Genomic DNA, 19,554 nt, shown 5'->3' with positions numbered 1-19,554 from the left:
CGACACGACCCCTGTGGGGCGAGTACGGAAAACACTCAATTGCATCGATGGTTACAGCCAAAAGGAGTTCAGCCCATGAAAAAGATCGCGGTGATTCTGTCCGGAAGTGGTGTATTTGATGGCTCCGAGATCTACGAATCGGTCCTTACCTTCCTGCGCCTTGAGCATAACGGCGTGGCGTATCAGTGTTTTGCCCCCAATGTGGAGCAGATGCACGTGATCAACCACCTGACCGGTGAAGTGGCCGAAGGTGAAAGCCGCAACGTACTGGTTGAAGCGGCGCGTCTGGCGCGCGGTGAAATCAAGGATCTGGCCGAGGCGAACCCAGCCGAGTTTGATGCGCTGATCATCCCCGGTGGCTTTGGGGCCGCCAAGAACCTGAGTGATTTTGCCGTCAAGGGCGCCGACTGCACCGTCAACCCACAGTTGGTCACATTTGCCCGTGCCATCCATGACGCCGGCAAGCCCGTAGGCCTGGTCTGCATTGCGCCAGCCATGACGCCGAAGCTGCTCGGTACCGGTATCCGCTGCACTATCGGCAGTGACGAGGGCGTTGCCGGCGCGATCAACAGCATGGGTGGAATACATGAAAACTGCCCGGTGGATCAAATCGTGGTCGATACCGACAACCGGGTCGTGACTACCCCAGCCTATATGCTGGCAGGCTCAATCAGCGAAGCCGCTTCTGGAATCAATCGCCTTGTGGATGAAGTGATCAAAATGGTTTGACCCGCAAAATTAGGAAAAATTCCTATATCCATAATTTTTGGACTCGGCATAATGGGTCTTGTGGATCTCCTGTTCAGGGAACGAATACAAGGACGGCCACGCAGCAGTTCAGGACGCACGGAGTGCACAGGCAAGAAGCCGCTTTTACAACTGCAGGGATACGGATGCCAGAGAGAGGAGCCTGATGATGGATCATCGGCTCCTTTCGCTTTTTATGGGATTTGCAAAAGCCTCTATGGACGGCTGTTCAGCGTGCCGTCCACCCCCCATCAAGCGTGATGGTCTGACCGGTCATGTTGCGCGCCGCCGGGCTGATCAGAAACTGACACACGCCCGCCAACTCCTCTATACTGATGAACGCGCCCTTGGGCATCGGCTTGAGCATAATCTCGTCGATCACATCCTGCTCCGAAATTCCGTTGGCCTTGGCCTGTGCAGCAATTTGCTGTTCAACCAGCGGCGTCAGTACGTATGAAGGACAGACCGTATTGATGGTAATGTCAGTATCGGCCGTTTCCAGCGCTACAACCTTTGAAAAGCCCAGCAGGCCATGCTTGGCCGCCACATAGGCGCTTTTATACGGTGATGCGACCAGTGCGTGTATGGAACCGACATTGATGATGCGCCCGAATCCCTGCTGTCGCATGCCGGGCAGCAGCGCGCGAGTCAACATGGCGGCCCCGGTGAGCATCACCTGTATCAGCTGATCGAACTTTTCCGGCGGAAAGTCTTCCAGCGGAGCTACATGCTGCAGCCCTGCATTGTTGATCAACACATCAACAGGCTCGCCATTCAGAGCCTCAATACTGCCGTGATCCGACACATCCAGTGCCAGCGCCCGGGCTTCTCCGCCTGACGCCTGAATTTCTCTGGCCACGTCGTCTGCAGCCTGTTGCCTGAGATCCGTCACCAGAATGGTATGGCCCTCGGTCGCCAGCGCCAGCGCAAGCCCCTTGCCTATGCCACTGCCGGCACCGGTAATCAATACGCGCATCTGCTCTCTCCTTCATAACGTCACTAAACGGGCATTTCAGACGAGTGCAGATAACTATAGCAGGGGTTGGCGCAACCTGGCATGAGAGGGTGAAAACTGACGGACATATTCCTGCTGCCAAAGCTCGCGCCCCAGTGCATCCAGCGACTGTTGACGACCCGAGGCAATCCACTGCGCCAGTGCAGTTGCCACATCCGGCCAGGGCGACGGACTTGGAGACGACTGTGCCAACCATGCCTCTACCGGCTCCAGCGCCAGCTCCGACATGGTATTGGCCAGCCCCATCTGTTTCAATACAGCGGCGTTGGAGCGCTGTTCCACCTGACTGTGCAGCGGTTTGACCAGCAGTTTTTTTCCCGCCTGAATCGCCTCGCTGCACAAACCAAAACCGGCATTGCTGATCACGCCGGCACAGCTGCACAAGTCACGCTGAAAACCATCACGCGAGAAGGGTTGCAGTTCCAAAGGCCCGCGTTGCTCAGGTGTTGCAATATTGCAATAAACGCGAAAGCGATACTTCGGAAAGGCACTCAGCCAGTAGATAACCTCATCCATGGACTCAAACGGCAGATACACCAGAATTTTGTCCGGTTCCTCAGTCAACGGATAGGGCGGAGGGGCTACCAAGGGTGGCAAAATGGGAGCATCGAAGTGGTACCAGTGCACACCCACCGCCTCATCCACAGGTGCGAACAGTTTGAGTGACGGTTTCAACCAGGGTTTGAATCCGGTCCCGGGAATGGGGTGATGGAAAGCATACTGGTGAGCAATACCGAGTGAGGGTGCGCCCTGATGCCGTGCTGCCCAAGCCGTGACAGGTTCAAAGTCACTCAGCACCAGATCGTAGCGGCTCAGATCCAGCTGGCGGTAATCGCGCCAGAACTGCACTGGCCGACTTTGCCTAAGAGTTTTCAGCCAGCCCACCCGCCCTGCAGAGGTGACAAAGGTAAAACCACGCCGGGTTTCAAACCGACCAAAGCACTCCATATTGAACAGTTGTTCAGGCGCCCGTCCACTCAGCAGCACATCAACCTCAACGCCTGCCGCCTGCAGCGCAGGCAGCAGCACCCAAGCCCGGGTGATATGTCCATTCCCGGTTGCCTGCACGCCATACAGAATACGCATCAGATCCACTCCCAGACGCCCAGCGCCAGCAGGGTCGAAGTGATGCCAAGCAAAGCACCTGCGGCAATATCAGTCGGGTAGTGAACACCAAGCAGCACTCGGGAGCTACCGATCAACAGTGCCAGAATAAAACCAGGCAGCATTAGTGAAGGGTAAAATTGCGCCAGCAGCATGGCAAATACGAAGGCGGCTGCGGTATGCCCGGACGGGAAGCTGAATTTGTCCGATGGCTCGATGGCCGCTCGAAACCCCTGCAGACGATGGCAGGGCCGGTCACGCCGGATGGTGTTTTTCAGCAGCAGATAGAGCGGCAACTCAATGCCGTAGGCCAAAAGCCCGACCAGCAGAAAGGCCTGGCCATCTTCAGGCTCCCACAGAGCCAGCGTCAGGCCCAGTATGAGATAGAGGCCGCCATCCCCAAGCCGGGAGATCCATCGGCTGCCCGCCATCACCGGTGCATGCTGACCGTAGCCGTTGCACCAGAAGAAGGCGCGGGTATCGAAGGCGTTAAGCTTCTGCAAACGGTTCATGGCGACCACCCCTTGTTGGCACTCAGGTGATCATTTTTCGTTCAAAGCGGTGAAAGTGCAGTTACATCAAGGTGAAGCTTTAATGACAGCCACTCAGTGCTGCAGCCAGTCAGTAATCAGTTGCGTCAGGCGATTCGGGTTGTCCCAGGGCAACATATGCCCCTCCTCTTCCACATTGATCAGTTCAAATGGCTGTTTTAGCCATTCCTGTACCCGTTGGGAGTAACTCAGTGGCAATACCTCGTCTTCGCTGCCGTGGATGATCAGGCCGCGGAAGTTGAACGTCCTCGACAGGCTGCCGAAGCGGTGTGTGAACAGGCTGGACAGGGTGCGTAGCGGATAGTCGAAGACAATCAGGGGATCGCTGTTGATCTCTTCGCCGGCAGGGTGACCGGCCAATAGACGATCGTAGTCGATGAAATTCTTCATCGGCAGCTGTAAGCCCGGCAGCAGCAACGCACTGCTCCAGATCCATGACCAGCCGACTTGATGCAGCATATCCGGTGCCATTTCGGGTACCAGCAGCGTACCGCAAACTAATCGTTCAATACGTGACTCCCGCTCGGCACAGGCCAGCCCCAGCAATGCTCCGATGGAATAGCCGTATAAGTATACGGGGCCACTGAAAGTCTGCTGGTAATAGTCGAGGATCTCGCTCAGATCGGTACAGACTTGGTCTACTGTGTACAGGCCACGCTCGCCACCGGAGTAGCCATGGCCACGCAGGTCCACACCGACCACATTGAGGCCCTGAGCGGAAAGATCGGACAGCAGCTCGGCATAGAGCTCGGAATACGTGCCGATGCCGGGAATGAACAGCAGCAGGGGTGCCGTCTCATCAGCACAGGAGTATAGCTCGGTATGCAGCGGTAACGTGCCGATACGAACACATCGACGCAGTTCCAGCCGAGACTCAATACCCAGCTTTCGGCGCAGCTCGGTACGCTGAAGATCAACGGGCGGGTTATAGCAACTGTTCATGTAACTCCTCAACGCTGGCAGCGGCGACAGAATACAGTACTGCGCTGACCCAGCTTTATTTCGGTAAGGTGCTCGCCACAACCATTGCAGGGCTGACCACCTCGGCCATACACATCCAGCACCTGACTGAAGTAGCCAGGCTTGCCATCGCCCCCCACAAAGTCGCGCAAAGTGGTGCCTCCCTGTTCAATGGCGGCTGCAAGTACAGTCTTGATGGTTTCAACCAGTACCGACAGCCTCTCTGCAGAGATACGCCCCGCCGCTCGGCGTGGATCGATTCCGGCACGATACAGGGCTTCATTGGCATAAATGTTACCGACCCCGACCACAACCTGCGCATTCATGATCAGTGCCTTGATTGCTGTTCTGCGCCCTTTGCAGGCGGTCTGCAGATACTCGGCGGTAAAGTCCTCGCTCAGCGGCTCCGGCCCCAGATGGGCCAGCAGGCTGTGTTCGGTACCGTTTTCCTGCCACAGCACGGCACCGAAGCGACGTGGATCAGTCAGCCGCAGCAGCTGCCCGGACGCCAGCACCAGATCCACATGGTCATGCTTGCCCGGAACCGTACCCTGCGGCAGGATGCGCAGACTGCCTGACATACCCAGGTGCACGATCATCTGTCCTCGACTGAAACTCAGCAGCAGATACTTCGCACGCCGCTCGACGCACCGCACCTCATCACCTTCAACCCATTGTGCCAACTGCTCGGGAATGGGCCAGCGCAGTCTGGATTGACGCACCTCCAGCCGCGTGACACGCTGATGAACAATATGGGGCGCAATCCCACGGCATGTGGTTTCAACTTCTGGCAACTCAGGCATGACCCTTCTCCCGTGAAGGCTTGGCAGGGCGCAGTACCAGATAAACACCGAATACCGCCAGCGCCATGCCACCCAGCGCCAGCCCCGACAGCTCTTCACCGAACAGCCACCAGGCTTCCAGTGCCGTTACGGGCGGCACCAGATAGAAGTAGCTGGCCACACGTGCCACTTCGCCCTCTCGGATCATCAACATCAGCAGCAGAATGGCACTGACCGACAGACCAAACACCAGCCACAGCAGGGCACCAATAAGCTCCGGGTGCCATTCAACTTCTCGCGTTTCCAGACCAAAACTCAACAGCGCCATCATCAGCGCCGTGGACAGGTACTGGAAAAAAGATCCCGTCAGCAGGTCCGTCCCCGCCCCGAAGCGCTTCTGGTACAGCGTGCCTACCGAAATACCCACCAACGCCACCATCGCTGCCAAAATAGCCTCAATGCGCACCTCAAAGTTGCCCGGTTGCAGCCCGCTGCCCAGCACCAGCACCACACCCAAAAGCCCCAGCAGCAGCCCTCCCCACTGGGGCCGGCGCAGGGTCTGCCCGGTCATCATCCAGGCCAAAACCGCTGTCAGAACCGGTTGCAGCCCGACCAGAATGGAGGTCACACCCGCCGGCAGCTGCCATTTGATGGCGGCAAATACACCGCCCAGATAGCATCCATGCACCAGCGCCCCTGCAACGAGCTGATGCATCGCCTGCGACGGCGAAGGCCAGCGGGCACGGAATATGAAGATAAACGCAAGGAACACGCCCAGCGTCAGCAGCATGCGGATCAGCAACAGGTTGAATGGCTCGATGTACGGCAGGCCGTAACGGGCACCGATAAAACCGGTACTCCACAGCAGTACAAACGCCAGAGGTACAAAACGAATCAACGCGGGAGGAACAGACATTCAGGGGCCTTCTGCACAGGAAACAAACCATACAACAACGGTCGGATATACAGCATGCCAGAAAATAAAAAACCCCGCAGCACATTCAGCACTGCGGGGTTCCGGGATCTCCAGTCCAGAACCAATTACTTGATCTTGGCTTCCTTGTAGATCACGTGCTTACGAACAACCGGGTCGTATTTCTTGAATTCGAACTTGTCCGGAGTGTTACGCTTGTTCTTGTCGGTGGTGTAGAAGTGACCGGTTCCTGCAGAGGATACCAGACGGATCTTCTCGCGTGCGCCTTTAGCCATGATTCAAATCTCCTCAGACTTTCTCGCCACGGGCACGCAGTTCGGTCAGAACCGAATCGATACCCTTCTTGTCGATGATACGCATGCCCTTGGAGGAAACACGCAGACGTACGAAACGGTTTTCGCTCTCTACCCAAAAACGGTGCCAATGCAGGTTCGGCAGGAAGCGACGACGCGTTTTACGGTTTGAGTGGGAAACGTTGTTCCCGGTTACCGGGCCTTTGCCCGTTACCATGCAAACTCGAGACATAGTGACTAAACCTTTCTAACAAGGGTTATGTTTACTTCTGTTCGATGTTTATTGGCCACACAACCGGTGCGACCTCAGGCGGAGCGTCCCATACGAATAAGCCGGACAGAATACCGTACCATTAAGGAACAGAAGGCCGCATATCATACAGAAGCCAATGCAGCCACGCCAGCGAATTGTTGAATTTTTCACCAGCGGTCACAGCAGCCCGCGTTCGGCGAACGAAACCGTCTCGCCATCACCAATCACCATATGGTCCAGCACCCGAATATCGACCAGTCCCAGCGCCTGAATCAACCGATCGGTGATCTGTCGATCGGCCTGCGATGGTTCGGCCACGCCGGAAGGATGGTTGTGCGCCAGGATAACCGCCGCGGCATTATGTGCCAGCGCCAGCTTAACCACCTCGCGCGGATGTACGCTGGCGGCATTGATGGTGCCATAGAACAGCGCCTCGTAGCGGATCACTCGGTGGCGGTTATCCAGCAGCAGACAGGCGAACACTTCACGCGGCTCATGCCGCAGACGACTGGCCAGGTACTGACGCACCATGGTCGGGCTCTCCAGCGCCGACTCCCGCACCAGTTGAGCTTCCAGGTGACGCCGCGACATCTCCAGCACCGCCTGCAGCTGAACATACTTGGCCGGCCCCAGACCATGAGCTGTGCAAAAATCCGCCTGGCTGCACTCCAACAACGGTCGCAGGCCGCCGAAATGATCCAGCAGTTGTCGCGCCAGGTCTACCGCGCTGCAGCCCTGCACACCGGTGCGCAGAAAGATCGCCAGCAGCTCGGCATCCGACAACGCAGCAGCCCCCCGCGCCAGCAGTTTTTCTCTTGGCCGCTCTTCCGCCGGCCAGTCACTGATCGCCATGCTCACCTCCCTGTGAGTGTGAATCCGGGCTGAATCGTCTACGCATTGCCCGGCTGAAGTGGTATCTTAACGCTCCAAACCAGAATGAGAAACTATCGGACATTCAGGGTATGCACAGACTCACTAACCGGCAGATTCTGCTCGGAATCACCGGCGGCATTGCCGCCTACAAAAGTGCCGAACTGACCCGACTGCTCAAGGGCGCCGGGGCCGATGTACGCATTGTCATGACCGACGCGGCAACCGAATTCATCACCCCGCTGACACTGCAGGCACTGTCTGGACACCCGGTACATCAACATCTGCTCGACCCCGAAGCCGAAGCGGGCATGGGCCATATCGAACTGGCCAAATGGGCCGACCTGATTCTGATCGCACCGGCCAGTGCGGACTTCATCGCCCGCTTCAGCGCCGGCATGGGTGACGATCTGCTGACTACCTTGTGTCTGGCCACCGATGCACCCATCTGCCTGGCACCGGCGATGAATCAGGCGATGTGGCGCGACCCGCGCACCCAGCACAATATCCAGCAGCTGAGCCATCAGGGCGTCAAGGTGTTTGGTCCTGGGGTTGGTGCTCAGGCCTGTGGCGATACCGGCCCCGGACGCATGTTGGAGCCGGAAGAGCTAGCCGAACTGACCGCCGAGCAGTTTCAGCACGGTGCACTCAGTGGCAAACGGGTATTCATCACAGCCGGCCCCACTCGAGAGCCCCTGGACCCGGTGCGCTTCATCTCCAATCACAGCTCCGGCAAAATGGGCTATGCGCTGGCGGAAGCCGCTGCCGATGCCGGTGCTGATGTGCGCCTGATCAGCGGTCCTGTCAATCTGCCATCCCCCCCGCGAGTGGAGTGTGTTCAGGTGGAAAGCGCCGAACAGATGCTGGCCGCTTCGCTGGACGGCGTTGAGCAGTGCGATATTTTTATCGCCGCCGCTGCCGTGGCCGACTATCGCCCGGTGGCGGTCGCCGAACACAAGATCAAGAAAGGCAGTGAAGAGATCATGGAGCTGCGCCTGATCAAGAACCCGGATATCGTTGCCACGGTTGCCGGGCTGGAACGGCCGCGCCCCTTTACCGTGGGGTTTGCCGCCGAAACCCGTGACGTACTCGAATATGCCCGCAGCAAGCTGGAACGCAAGGGGCTGGATCTGATCATCGCCAATGACGTGTCCAATCCCGATATCGGTTTCAACAGCGATGACAACGCCGTTACGCTGGTCAGTACAGCCACGACCCTGACCCTACCACTGGGTCCGAAGCGGTTGCTGGCACGCCAGCTGATTGATCAGATCGCCGAGCATTTCCACCGCAAGAGCCAGAGAACAGAATGAAAGCACTGCAAGTCAAGATTCTGAACGACCGCATCGGTCGTGACATCCCCCTGCCCGCCTACGCCACTGAAGGCTCCGCCGGTCTCGATCTGCGCGCCTGCCTTGATCAGGCACTGACGCTGGAGCCGGGGCAGACCGAGCTGATTCCTACGGGACTGGCGATCCACATCGCGGACCCGGGCCTGTGTGCCATGATCCTTCCGCGCTCGGGCCTCGGCCACAAGCACGGCATCGTATTGGGTAACCTGGTCGGTCTGATCGACTCTGACTATCAGGGCCAGCTATTTGTGTCCTGCTGGAACCGGGGCCAGACCACCTTCACCATCGAGCCGGGTGAGCGTATCGCTCAGATGGTTCTGGTACCGGTGATGCAGGCCGAATTCGAGATTGTCGACGAATTCAGCAACTCTGAGCGCGGCGCGGGTGGCTTCGGCTCTTCCGGTCGCCACTGAATCAATCAGTAAACACTTACTCACGACAGGGAACAGTATCAATGCCCTATCCGTTACAGCAGTTCGACCGTGACATTTTTCGGGCCTACGATATCCGCGGTATCGTTGGTCAGTCGCTGACCGATGCAACCGTGTATCACATTGGTCGCGCCTTTGCCGCTGCAGCCGCTGCACGCAACATTCGTGAAGTCGTCGTTGCCGCCGACGGTCGCCTTTCCGGCCCGTCACTGAAGCAGGTTCTGATTCAGGGACTGACCGACAGCGGCTGTCAGGTGCTGGATATCGGCTATATACCCACACCGGTACTGTATTTTGCCGCGCACCAGCGTGACGACCAGACCGGCATCATGATCACCGGCAGCCACAACCCGGCTGACTATAACGGCTTCAAGATGATGCTCGGTGGCGAAACCCTGTCCGGCGATCAGATTCAGGATCTGGCTCGCTGCATCGAGCAGCAGGCATACGTGGACGGCACCGGGGCCGCCGAACCGCTGGCGATCGAGCGCGCCTACAGCGAGCGCATCCTGAAGGATATCAACCTCAAGCGCCCGATGAAGGTGGTGGTGGACTGCGGCAACGGCATCGCCGGTGGCATCGCGCCCGAACTGCTGGAGCAGCTGGGCTGCGAGGTTATTCCGCTGTTCTGTGAGGTGGATGGCACCTTTCCCAACCATCATCCTGACCCGGGCAAGCTGAAAAACCTGCAGGATGCCATTGCGGCGGTTAAGGAACATCAGGCCGATCTGGGGCTGGCGTTTGACGGAGACGGTGACCGCGTCGGCGTGATTACGCCATCCGGCCATGTGGTCTACCCAGACCGGGTCATGATGCTGTTCGCCGAGGACGTTTTAAGCCGCAACCCAGGGGCCGAAATTCTGTTCGATGTGAAGTGCTCCCGCCTGCTGCCGCAGGTAATCGAGCAGGCCGGCGGCAAGGCCACCATGTGGAAAACCGGCCACTCGCTGATCAAGCGGCAGATGAAGGCGTGCGGTGCCCTGCTGGCCGGTGAGATGAGCGGCCACATCTTCTTCAAGGAGCGCTGGTACGGCTTTGATGACGGCCTCTACAGCGCTGCTCGCCTGTTGGAGATTCTGTCCGGCCGTTATGAGGATGCCGATGCCATCTTCAGCGCCTATCCGGAAGATATCAGCACCCCGGAGATCAATATCGAGGTGCGTGAAGACAACAAGTTCGCGCTGGTTGAAGCGCTGCAGCAGGCGGCGTTCCCCGGCGGCAATGTCAGTCACATTGATGGTGTGCGTGTCGACTATGCTGATGGCTGGGGCCTGATGCGTGCGTCCAACACCACACCGGTATTGGTTCTGCGCTTTGAGGCGGAGAATGACGCGGCGCTGTCCCGTATCAAGCATGAATTCCAGTCGCGCCTGAGCGCGATCGATCCCGGTCTGCTGATTCCCGATGCCTGACCGGCACTTATATATGCAAGGAGAGAATATGCCTCTGTCCCGTGAACAAGCCATGTCGACCGCTCACATTCTGTCGGTCGCCCTGCCCTACATCCAGCAGTTTGTCGGCAAGACCATCGTCATCAAGTACGGCGGCAACGCCATGATCGACGAAAAGCTCAAGGCCAGCTTTGCCCGCGATATCGTGATGATGAAGCTGATCGGCATCAACCCGATCGTGGTCCACGGCGGCGGACCGCAGATCGGCAGCCTGCTGGAACAGCTGAAAATCGAGTCCCACTTCATCAACGGCATGCGTGTGACCGACTCCAAGACCATGGACGTGGTTGAGATGGTGCTGGGCGGCATGGTCAACAAGGAAATTGTGGGCCTGATCAACTCCGCCGGCGGCAAGGCGATCGGCCTGACCGGCAAGGATGGTGAACTGCTGCGGGCACGCAAGCTGAAGGTCAAGCACAAGACCCCAGAAATGGAGGCGCCCGAAATCATCGATATCGGCCATGTGGGCGAGGTCGAGAGCGTCAACGTCAAGGTGCTTGGGATGCTGGAGAACTCCGACTTTATTCCCGTCATCGCCCCGATCGGTGTGGGTGAAGACGGCCATGCCTACAACATCAATGCGGACCTGGTAGCCGGCAAGGTGGCAGAAGTACTGAGGGCCGAGAAGCTGATGCTGCTGACCAATATCGCAGGCCTGCTGGACAAGAACGGCAAGGTTCTGACCGGACTGACCACTGCGCAGGTAGACGAGCTGATCGCTGATGGCACCATCTATGGCGGCATGCTGCCCAAGATCGATTGCGCCCTGAGCGCCGTGAAAAGCGGTGTTCGCAGTGCACACATCATCGATGGCCGGGTCGAGCACGCCTGCATGCTGGAGATTTTCACCGATGAAGGTGTCGGTACTCTGATCACCAACAAGGCACTGTGACAGGCGGATGATGAGCGACAAGGAACAGAAAATTTCACGCCGCGAGCAGATTCTGCAGGCGCTGGCACAGATGCTGGAAAACAACCCGGGGCAACGGATCACCACCGCGGCCCTGGCGCGTGAGGTGGGCGTGTCTGAGGCGGCCCTCTACCGCCACTTCCCGAGCAAGGCACGCATGTTCGAAGGATTGATCGGCTTTATCGAAGAGACTCTGTTCTCGCGCATTACGCTGATCACTCAGTCAGATGTGGGCGGCGTGCGCCAGTGTGAGCAGATTCTGACCCTGCTGCTGGCATTCGTGGAAAAGAACCCGGGCATGGCCCGGATTCTGACGGGTGACGCCCTTTCGGGTGAAACCGAGCGCCTGCGAGTACGCATCAACCAGTTGTTCGAACGACTGGAAACCCAGTTGAAGCAGATCATGCGAGAGGCAGAGGTGCGTGAGGGGCTGCGTACGGAGATCCCTGCCGGCTCGGCTGCCAACCTGATGCTGGCCGCAGCCGAGGGTCGTATCCGTCAGTTTGTGCGCAGCGAATTCAAACGCCGTCCGACCGAGCTCTGGCCTGAGCAGTGGGCGCGGCTGGGAACCGGGCTGTACCGCGCACCCGCCGCCTCGGCATAACGAAGGGCGTCAACCCTCGGAGCCTGCCTCAGCAGGCTCCCGCTTCAGGATGTGCATCGCCTTGAGCAGATTCAGAGATTCGTACAACTGATAGTCTCGCTCAGCAAGATCACGACTGCTCGAGCTCTGCTCTGACTGAACGTTCTCCGCATTTCCATTTTCCAGATGCCCTGCAAGATTGCGCTCCTTTACACCCATCTCCTTACGGATCCCGGTGAGCTTGCCCTCATCTACCCGTAGATCAGGCGTAATACCCTGCGCCTGAATGGAACGCCCACCAGGGGTATAGTAACGTGCGGTTGTCAGCTTGATCGCACGCTCCCCCCCCAATGGCAACACGGTCTGTACCGATCCTTTGCCAAAGCTGTCTGTCCCCATGATGATGGCGCGTTTGTGATCCTGCAGAGCGCCTGCCACAATTTCAGACGCCGAGGCTGAACCACCGTTTATCAGCACCACCAGCGGCGTATTGGCGGCCGCTGTCTGGGCATTGGCATTGAAGCGCAGCTCGGAGTTTGGCAGCCGGCCTTCGGTATAGACGATCAGGCCTGAGTCAAGGAATGCATTGCTTACCTCAACCGCTGCCTGCAATACCCCACCGGGATTATTGCGCAGATCCAGTACCAGCCCCTGCAGTGGCGCTGCCTGCTGCATCTCATTAATCGCCTTGACCAGGTCTTCACCGGTATGGGACTGGAACTGGGATACCCGCAGATAACCGTAACCCGGCTCAAGCAGTTCATGACGCACGCTGGTCACCTTGATCACGTCGCGTACGATTTCCAGTTCAAACGGCTTGTCCTCTCCATCACGCATGATGGTCAGGCGGATGCCGGTACCTACTTCTCCACGCATCAGCTCAACGGCCTGATTCAAGTCCATCCCCTGCACCGGTACATCGTCGAGCTTGATGATAAGGTCACCGGCGCGTACACCGGCACGTTGTGCAGGTGTATCATCGATCGGGGCTATCACGCGAATGAAGCCGTCTTCCTGTCCCACTTCGATGCCAAGGCCGCCAAATTCACCCCGGGTATGAACCTGCAGGCTTTCGAACGCCTCAGGTTCCAGATAGGCAGAATGCGGGTCAAGGCCTGCCAGCATGCCGCGGATAGCATCTTCAAGCAGCTGCCGGTCATCAACCGGCTCCACATAGGCCTGCTTGATGCGGTCAAATACATCCGCAAACATCCGCAATTCTTCCAGCGGCAGAGTTTTCTCTGTCGTCTCTGCAGCAGCACTGGGCTCGGCTGACGCTTGCTGAGCCAGTGGACCAAAGAAAGGCAGTAAACTCAGCGCCGTGATGGCTGTGGCAGTTGCCAGCGGTGTACGCCCGTAGAGCTTCATAAGTGTGTTCCCTGCATGGTGAATTAGCGTTTGCCAAGCCAACTGATTGGATCGATTGAGCGACCCTGATGTCGGATGGCAAAATAGAGTCCCGTTTCCCCGTTACCGCCGCTGCTGCCCGCCAGAGCAACTGCCTCTCCGGTACCAACCCATTCGCCCGGCTCTCGCAGCAGGCTGTCGTTGTGACCGTATAGGGACAGGTAACCACCTCCGTGATCCAGGATCAAGACCAGTCCATAGCCCCGCAACCAGTCTGCAAATACAACCCGTCCATGGTGTACCGCCTTGACCCGAGTACCAGCCTGAGCAGCAATCAGCATGCCTTCGTAGCTGACATTGTCAACCTGACTGCCAAAGGCCCTCCTCACAGAGCCACTGAGCGGCCAGTCCAGCTTGCCCTTGCGTTGGCTGAACTGAAGGCCGTCTGTCTGCAGCCTGATCTTCTCGAGTGACCGACGAATCTCGGCCAGAACCGACTCCAGCTGTTTCTGATCCTGCTGCAGCTTACCCAGTTTTGACTGCTCTTCCTGCAGACTTCGCTGCAGTCGAGCCAGAGCGCTGGCCTGCCCGGTACGGGCCTGCTTCAACGCTTCCCGTCGCTGTACCAACGCATCACGGGTCGTTATCAAATCGGTATCGGCACGCGCAATCTCGCTGCGTGTTTGCTCCAGCTGTTCAAGCTGTTGCCTGAACTGCTCCAACTGACTGGCAAGCCCTGAACTGACACTATCATAATAGCGCAGCATGCGAGCCAGCTCTTGCGGATCCTGCTGTGACAGGATCAGCTGAACACCGGGCTGCCGCCCCAGCCGGTACTGCTCCTGCAGTAACGTTCGGATCTGGGCCTCACGCTCCTGCAGCCCGGACAGCAGACGGCTTTCATCCGCGCCCAGATTACCGCGATGCTGCTCCAACTGCTTCAGTCGCTGTTGCAGCTGATCCAGCTCGGCCGTCACTTCGCCTATCTGACGGTCAAAACGGCGCAGCTCTGACTGGGCGTTCTTGAGATCATCCTGGCGCTTGCCTACCTGCTGCTGCAAACGCTCGATCTGCTGCTTGAGTGCCTGCAGCTGCTTTTCCGTGGCAACCGGATCCTGTGCCGCCAGCGATAGTGGCAGGCAGAGACACAGGCCGTACAGCAAACGGCGGAGTTGTCTCAAGATAATCAGCCCAGACTGACCAGTGAGTGGCCAGTCATCTCTTTGGGCGACTCCAGCCCCATCAATGCCAGCAGTGTGGGTGCCAGATCACACAGGGCACCATCACTGAGTTTTACACTGCCTGTACGCGGTCCGTCATAGATCAGAGCAACCGGCCATGTGGTGTGCGCAGTATGGGGCTGACCACTATCAGGATCCACCATCAACTCCACGTTTCCATGGTCGGCAGTAATCAGCGCTTCACCGTCGACTTCCTTCAGTGCTGCCAGTACGCGGGTCAGGCACTGGTCAACGGTCTCAACCGCCTGGACGGCTGCATCGAACTTGCCGGTATGACCTACCATGTCGCCATTGGCAAAGTTGCATACGATCAGGTCAAAGCGACCACTGCGAATGGCATCACAGAGCTTGTCGGTCACCTCAGGCGCACTCATCTCCGGCTGCAGATCGTAGGTTGCGACCTGAGGAGACGGCACCAAAATACGCTCCTCACCGGGATAAACGGCTTCCTGACCTCCATTGAAGAAGAAAGTCACATGTGCATATTTTTCGGTTTCGGAAATACGCAGTTGCGTCTTGCCAAGGCTCGACAGGTACTCACCCAGATCGTTGTGAATTGCCTCCGGTGGATAGGCTACCGGAGCAGCAATATCAGCCGAATACTCGGTCAGCATGACATAGGCGCTCAAGTCTGGACGCTGTTTGCGGTCAAAGCCGGTAAAAACGTCACCGTCAACAAAAGTGCGTGTTATTTCACGCGCCCGATCAGGGCGGAAGTTGGCACAGATCACAGTGTCACCGTCGGCAATCAGCCCAACAGGTTGAGCGGATTCATCGACAATTACAGTTGCCTGTACAAATTCGTCGTTTTCATCCCGGGCATAGGCATTGTGCAGCGCCTCCAGTGCACTGTTTGCCTGTTGCGGTGCATCTCCATTGGTCATGGCATTGTAGGCCAGTTCAACCCTATCCCAGCGATTGTCTCGATCCATGGCGAAGTAGCGCCCGACCACCGTCGCAATCGCACCCGTGCCGAGGCGTTCAAAAACCGCCTCGGCAGCGTTGATGGAAGGCTCGGCGGAGCGTGGCGGCATGTCACGCCCATCCAGAATCGCATGCAGATATACCTGCTTGGCGCCACGCTTCACTGCCATTTCCAACAGTGCAAACATGTGATTTTCATGACTGTGCACACCACCTGGCGACAACAGCCCCAGCACATGCACTGCTCGTCCCTGCTCGATGGCTTTATCCATAGCTTCACAAAGCACCGGATTTTCAAAAAAATCACCATCCGCAATCGACTTGGAGATGCGAGTGAAATTCTGGTACACGGTACGACCTGCACCGATGTTCATGTGGCCTACTTCAGAGTTTCCCATCTGCCCTTCAGGCAAACCGACCGCCATGCCCGATGTCTGGATGCGAGAGTTCGGGTTGGATGCCAAGAGGCGGTCCCAGGTCGGGGTGCGGGCGGCATCCACCGCAGACGAGGGGGTCGACTCGACTCCGAAACCATCGAGAATAATCAGTGCCTTGGTTGCGCGTGCGTCTGTCATGATCAGCAGTTCTGTCCGGTCGGTTAAAAAACAGGCAACCATTTTACTGCCTTGGCGTCGGTTTAGCTAACCGAGCACCCGCGGATTTGGCCTCAGCCCTTATCCCTGTCACGGCAGCATTGTATACTTGTTCACCTGATATCCCGCTCATCTGACCGGAACGACTATGGAACGCCTGATCGAATTCGCAATACAGCACTATTATCTGGTCGCTGCCTGGGTTGTGACCCTGGCAGTGCTGCTCTGGACCGAGAAGCGCAAGGCCGGCAAATCAGTATCACCAGCAGAAGCCACTCGCTTGATCAATAAAGAAAGTGGCGTGGTACTCGATATCCGCCAGCGCAAGGAGTGGGATACCGGCCACATTACCGGCGCACACCACATCCCCTTTGCTGACCTCGATCGCCGCCTCAACGAACTGGACAAATTCCGCGACAAGCCTGTTATTGTTGTCTGCAATCTGGGCCAGGCTGCCGGCAGCGCCGCCAAGAAACTCAAGGCTTCAGGCTACAACCATGTTGTGCGCCTGTCTGGCGGAATGACCGAATGGAAAGCCCAGAACATGCCGATCATAAAGTGAGAGCCATGCCTGAAATTACCGTTTACCTGACCCGCTGGTGCCCGTTCTGCACCCGTGCCATCGCACTGCTCGACAGCAAGAACGCTGAATACAAAGCCATTGATGTGGATGCCGACCCCAGCCTGCGTCAGGAGATGATGCAGCGCAGCGGTCGACGTACGGTACCGCAGATTTTTATTGGTGAAACCCATGTGGGCGGCTGTGATGATCTGTTCGCCCTCGAACGACAGGGCAAGCTGGATTCCCTGATCAACGCCTGAACCCATCTTCAAATAAGGAATTATTCATGTCTGACGCTCAAGCCGCCAACCAGCAAGCTACTCAGCCCCAGTTCGCCCTGCAGCGTGTTTTTGTCAAGGACGCTTCGCTGGAAACACCGGCAGGTGCCAAAGCCTTTACCCAAGCTTGGCAGCCTGAAATCAACCTTGAAATGAACACCCGTACCAGCCAGCTTGACGAAAAACACTATGAAGTCGTTTTGACTCTGACGGTCACCGGCAAGAATGCTGATGAAACCGCCTTTCTGGTTGAAGTACAGCAGGCAGGCATCTTCCTGATTGCAGGTATCGAAGGCCCTGAACTGCACCACACACTGGGCGCATTCTGCCCGAACCTGCTGTTCCCCTACGCACGTGAAGCGGTAGACAATTTTGTGACCAAGGCCAGCTTCCCTCCGCTGATGCTCGCCCCTGTGAACTTTGATGCCCTCTATGCTCAGCAAATGCAGCAGCAACAGGCTGCCGCAGCAGAAGAGGCTCACTGAGTGCATGCAGGAGCGGTGGCCTCACCGCTCCTGTTTGGCCCAGCGCCGGCGTGAAGCAATATAGCTGGCGTTGAAGCGCTCGAAATAACCCTCCAGATGTTCTGCTGCTGCTTGATCTCCTGCCTGCTCAAGCAGCGCAACCGCCACTTCAGCCGTGCACAGGTGCTCCTCAACCGTAGAGCGTCGCAACTGATAACGGCTAAGTCGATCAGTTTCCGGTTCAATCACCGGCAGGTGTTGCAGGTAACGGCTGTGCCTAAACATGCGCCGCGCCTGTCGCCAGGTTCCATCCAGAATAATGAACACCGGAATACGCCCATCAGCCGGTACCTGCTTGAGCATTCGGTGCTCGTAGTCCTCCCCTGCAGGAAACACCAGACAGGGAACATAGCGGTCATTCTGAAGTGCATCAAGCAGATCCTGGGTCGGCTCGGTACGTGACCACTCGAAGATACGGGTATTGGCAATTGAGTCAAGGATCAGTCGCCCCGTATTGGTCGGCTTGTACAACTCATAGCGGTGCGTTAACAGCCAAAATTCACAGCGCGATTGAACAACCTTGCGCCACTGGCAGATACACACATCAGTCGGCAGCCTGCAACCATCACAACGCTTTACACCCGAGCCTCTGGCGACAAAGGGCTTGCGCGGGGGATTATCGATTTTCACCCTCTCTCCTGCTGAATCCTGAACGGGCAGGCACTATACTGTGAGGCCACCAGAACAGACAAGCTCTGTTAACGACGCCTGCAAGAGCCACTTTCACAATGAATGACAGCCGCTTTAACTCACTCATTCCCCCACAGCCGGAAGTACTGATTGACATTGCACGGCTACTTAAGGCCGAAAACCCTGATCTGACCCACATCGCAACACTGATCAAGTCCGATGTGGCACTCTATTCGGTAGTCCTTAAAAGCATCAACAGCCCCTACTATGGCCTGCGCGTCAGCGTAACCTCCATAGAGCATGCAATCAGTCTGCTGGGGCTAGATCAGATATATAATCTGGTACGACTAACGATACTGCGCAACACATTGAAAAAGACAGGCCGTATGGAGCGCTTCTGGGACACAGCCAAGGATGTGTCCCAGCTGTCGCTAAGTGTTGCACGCAAGCTGCGTCTTCATCTGAACAAGGATGATATATATACCCTTGGCATGCTGCATGACTGTGGATTGCCACTGATGATCCAGGCCTTTTCAGGCTTTCGTGAGTTCCTGCAGTCATCACCCGGTTTCAACGTGACAGAACTGGCTAAACAGGAGCGTGATAGCTTTGGCTTCAGCCATTATCAGGTAGGTGCCAGAATGGCTGAGCGCTGGAACCTGCCTCAGCACGTTGCAGATGCCATCCGTTTACAGCCTCAGCTGGATGATGTTCTGGCAGACAAGGTTGATACTGACGAGAAGACACGACACCTGCTGGCCGTGCTGGCTCTGGCACAGGATATCAGCTCTGAATACCGCTACTACTGGCGTATTCAGTCGGCTCAACAGCTGGAGCAGCTCCAGCCGGCATTGCGCTTCCTGTCGACAACCGATTATGACTATCTGACCCTGAAGGAGAGGCTGATCGAAGAGATGGCGTAGTTTCGCGCACAACCGGCTTGAGATCAGTGACAGGGTCCTCCGCAGGGAATGCGCCGGGCCCTTTCTTTTGTCTGGCGCCTGCCTGTGCTTAGCCCCAACGCAAAAACCCCGGCCTCAACGAGACCGGGGTTTCTGGTATTAAGTGCCTGGCGATGACCTACTCTCACATGGGGAAGCCCCACACTACCATCGGCGATGACGCGTTTCACTGCTGAGTTCGGTATGGGATCAGGTGGTTCCACGTCTCTATGGTCGCCAGGCGAAACTGGTACAAACCGGATCTGATTGAGCCTCGT

The 19,554-nt window shown here is 57.4% G+C and carries 23 protein-coding genes and 1 rRNA gene; 10 read left to right on the top strand and 14 right to left on the bottom strand.

Annotated elements, in window-relative coordinates; all coding sequences use genetic code 11:
- Nucleotides 1-75: 75 nt before the first annotated feature.
- Complete coding sequence (elbB, locus tag ACAM29_RS15200; RefSeq protein WP_369624616.1) at nt 76-729, top strand: isoprenoid biosynthesis glyoxalase ElbB; 654 nt, start codon at nt 76-78, stop codon at nt 727-729.
- A 247-nt stretch (nt 730-976) separates the two neighbouring features.
- Here the strand turns inward: elbB and ACAM29_RS15195 are convergent, their stop codons facing one another.
- From ACAM29_RS15195 to radC, 9 genes are all read right to left on the bottom strand, one after another.
- Nucleotides 977-1,723, bottom strand: coding sequence for a 3-hydroxybutyrate dehydrogenase (locus ACAM29_RS15195; protein ID WP_369624615.1), 747 nt, complete (start codon nt 1,721-1,723; stop codon nt 977-979).
- Between the two features lie 54 nt (nt 1,724-1,777).
- Entirely contained in the window at nt 1,778-2,848 is a 1,071-nt protein-coding gene (locus ACAM29_RS15190) for an MJ1255/VC2487 family glycosyltransferase (RefSeq protein ID WP_369624614.1), read from the bottom strand.
- Nucleotides 2,848-3,378 (bottom strand): phosphatase PAP2 family protein, encoded by a 531-nt coding sequence (locus ACAM29_RS15185; RefSeq protein WP_091826179.1) that lies wholly within the window; start codon nt 3,376-3,378, stop codon nt 2,848-2,850. The genes ACAM29_RS15190 and ACAM29_RS15185 overlap by 1 nt, the downstream gene beginning before the upstream one ends.
- Before the next feature lie 93 nt (nt 3,379-3,471).
- Nucleotides 3,472-4,359, bottom strand: coding sequence for an alpha/beta hydrolase (locus ACAM29_RS15180; RefSeq protein ID WP_369624613.1), 888 nt, complete (start codon nt 4,357-4,359; stop codon nt 3,472-3,474).
- Between the two features lie 8 nt (nt 4,360-4,367).
- A complete protein-coding gene (mutM, locus tag ACAM29_RS15175) occupies nt 4,368-5,180 on the bottom strand; it encodes a bifunctional DNA-formamidopyrimidine glycosylase/DNA-(apurinic or apyrimidinic site) lyase (RefSeq protein ID WP_091826184.1) in 813 nt (270 codons plus the stop codon).
- Nucleotides 5,173-6,075, bottom strand: a complete 903-nt coding sequence (locus ACAM29_RS15170) for a DMT family transporter (protein WP_369624612.1) — start codon at nt 6,073-6,075, stop codon at nt 5,173-5,175. Before ACAM29_RS15170 ends, mutM begins: the two co-directional genes overlap by 8 nt.
- Nucleotides 6,076-6,200: 125 nt before the next feature.
- Complete coding sequence (gene rpmG, locus ACAM29_RS15165; protein WP_027854336.1) at nt 6,201-6,368, bottom strand: 50S ribosomal protein L33; 168 nt, start codon at nt 6,366-6,368, stop codon at nt 6,201-6,203.
- 13 nt (nt 6,369-6,381) lie between these two features.
- Entirely contained in the window at nt 6,382-6,618 is a 237-nt protein-coding gene (rpmB, locus tag ACAM29_RS15160; protein ID WP_091826187.1) for a 50S ribosomal protein L28, read from the bottom strand.
- 198 nt (nt 6,619-6,816) lie between these two features.
- The gene (gene radC / locus ACAM29_RS15155; RefSeq protein ID WP_369624611.1) at nt 6,817-7,491 is read right to left on the bottom strand and encodes a DNA repair protein RadC; all 675 of its coding nucleotides are present in this window, start codon (nt 7,489-7,491) and stop codon (nt 6,817-6,819) included.
- 110 nt (nt 7,492-7,601) lie between these two features.
- Here radC and coaBC point away from each other — a divergent pair, with 110 nt between their 5' ends.
- From coaBC to slmA, 5 genes are read left to right on the top strand one after another with little or no spacing between them, the layout of a single operon-like run.
- Nucleotides 7,602-8,822 (top strand): bifunctional phosphopantothenoylcysteine decarboxylase/phosphopantothenate--cysteine ligase CoaBC, encoded by a 1,221-nt coding sequence (gene coaBC, locus ACAM29_RS15150; protein ID WP_369624610.1) that lies wholly within the window; start codon nt 7,602-7,604, stop codon nt 8,820-8,822.
- Nucleotides 8,819-9,274 (top strand): dUTP diphosphatase, encoded by a 456-nt coding sequence (dut, locus tag ACAM29_RS15145; protein ID WP_091826192.1) that lies wholly within the window; start codon nt 8,819-8,821, stop codon nt 9,272-9,274. Before coaBC ends, dut begins: the two co-directional genes overlap by 4 nt.
- Nucleotides 9,275-9,315: 41 nt before the next feature.
- Nucleotides 9,316-10,704, top strand: a complete 1,389-nt coding sequence (locus tag ACAM29_RS15140; RefSeq protein ID WP_369624609.1) for a phosphomannomutase/phosphoglucomutase — start codon at nt 9,316-9,318, stop codon at nt 10,702-10,704.
- 28 nt (nt 10,705-10,732) lie between these two features.
- Nucleotides 10,733-11,635: an acetylglutamate kinase gene (gene argB, locus ACAM29_RS15135; protein WP_091826195.1), complete on the top strand. Its 903-nt coding sequence runs from the start codon at nt 10,733-10,735 to the stop codon at nt 11,633-11,635.
- Between the two features lie 10 nt (nt 11,636-11,645).
- Entirely contained in the window at nt 11,646-12,257 is a 612-nt protein-coding gene (slmA, locus tag ACAM29_RS15130) for a nucleoid occlusion factor SlmA (RefSeq protein ID WP_369624608.1), read from the top strand.
- 9 nt (nt 12,258-12,266) lie between these two features.
- Here slmA and ACAM29_RS15125 read toward each other — a convergent pair whose 3' ends face one another.
- Genes ACAM29_RS15125 through gpmI form a run of 3 tightly spaced genes read right to left on the bottom strand, consistent with a single transcriptional unit; the run spans nt 12,267 to nt 16,323 of the window.
- Nucleotides 12,267-13,604, bottom strand: coding sequence for a S41 family peptidase (locus tag ACAM29_RS15125; protein WP_091826198.1), 1,338 nt, complete (start codon nt 13,602-13,604; stop codon nt 12,267-12,269).
- 23 nt (nt 13,605-13,627) lie between these two features.
- A complete protein-coding gene (locus tag ACAM29_RS15120; protein ID WP_369624607.1) occupies nt 13,628-14,764 on the bottom strand; it encodes a murein hydrolase activator EnvC in 1,137 nt (378 codons plus the stop codon).
- A gap of 5 nt (nt 14,765-14,769) precedes the next feature.
- Complete coding sequence (gpmI, locus tag ACAM29_RS15115; protein WP_354407878.1) at nt 14,770-16,323, bottom strand: 2,3-bisphosphoglycerate-independent phosphoglycerate mutase; 1,554 nt, start codon at nt 16,321-16,323, stop codon at nt 14,770-14,772.
- A 166-nt stretch (nt 16,324-16,489) separates the two neighbouring features.
- On the opposite strand from gpmI, the gene ACAM29_RS15110 reads away from it, so the two are divergent.
- From ACAM29_RS15110 to secB, 3 genes are read left to right on the top strand one after another with little or no spacing between them, the layout of a single operon-like run.
- On the top strand, nt 16,490-16,903 hold the full coding sequence (locus tag ACAM29_RS15110; RefSeq protein ID WP_091826201.1) for a rhodanese-like domain-containing protein: 414 nt from the start codon (nt 16,490-16,492) through the stop codon (nt 16,901-16,903).
- Nucleotides 16,904-16,908: 5 nt separating this feature from the next.
- A complete protein-coding gene (gene grxC, locus ACAM29_RS15105) occupies nt 16,909-17,163 on the top strand; it encodes a glutaredoxin 3 (protein WP_206837549.1) in 255 nt (84 codons plus the stop codon).
- A 26-nt stretch (nt 17,164-17,189) separates the two neighbouring features.
- Entirely contained in the window at nt 17,190-17,666 is a 477-nt protein-coding gene (secB, locus tag ACAM29_RS15100; RefSeq protein WP_091826204.1) for a protein-export chaperone SecB, read from the top strand.
- A gap of 21 nt (nt 17,667-17,687) precedes the next feature.
- On the opposite strand, the gene ACAM29_RS15095 is transcribed toward secB, so the two are convergent.
- Nucleotides 17,688-18,335 (bottom strand): DTW domain-containing protein, encoded by a 648-nt coding sequence (locus tag ACAM29_RS15095; protein ID WP_354407873.1) that lies wholly within the window; start codon nt 18,333-18,335, stop codon nt 17,688-17,690.
- Between the two features lie 98 nt (nt 18,336-18,433).
- Here ACAM29_RS15095 and ACAM29_RS15090 point away from each other — a divergent pair, with 98 nt between their 5' ends.
- Nucleotides 18,434-19,258 carry an HDOD domain-containing protein gene (locus ACAM29_RS15090; RefSeq protein WP_091826208.1) on the top strand — a complete coding sequence of 275 codons (825 nt, stop codon included), beginning with the start codon at nt 18,434-18,436 and terminating at the stop codon, nt 19,256-19,258.
- A gap of 144 nt (nt 19,259-19,402) precedes the next feature.
- On the opposite strand, the gene rrf is transcribed toward ACAM29_RS15090, so the two are convergent.
- Nucleotides 19,403-19,518: ribosomal RNA gene (gene rrf / locus ACAM29_RS15085) — 5S ribosomal RNA — on the bottom strand.
- Nucleotides 19,519-19,554: the final 36 nt, after the last annotated feature.

The organism is Marinobacterium sp. BA1 (assembly GCF_041155135.1).
Classification (GTDB): Bacteria; Pseudomonadota; Gammaproteobacteria; order Pseudomonadales; family Balneatricaceae; genus Marinobacterium; species Marinobacterium iners.
The sequence above is the reverse complement of the archived record's forward strand: the minus strand, read 5'-3'. Positions and strand labels throughout refer to the sequence as shown.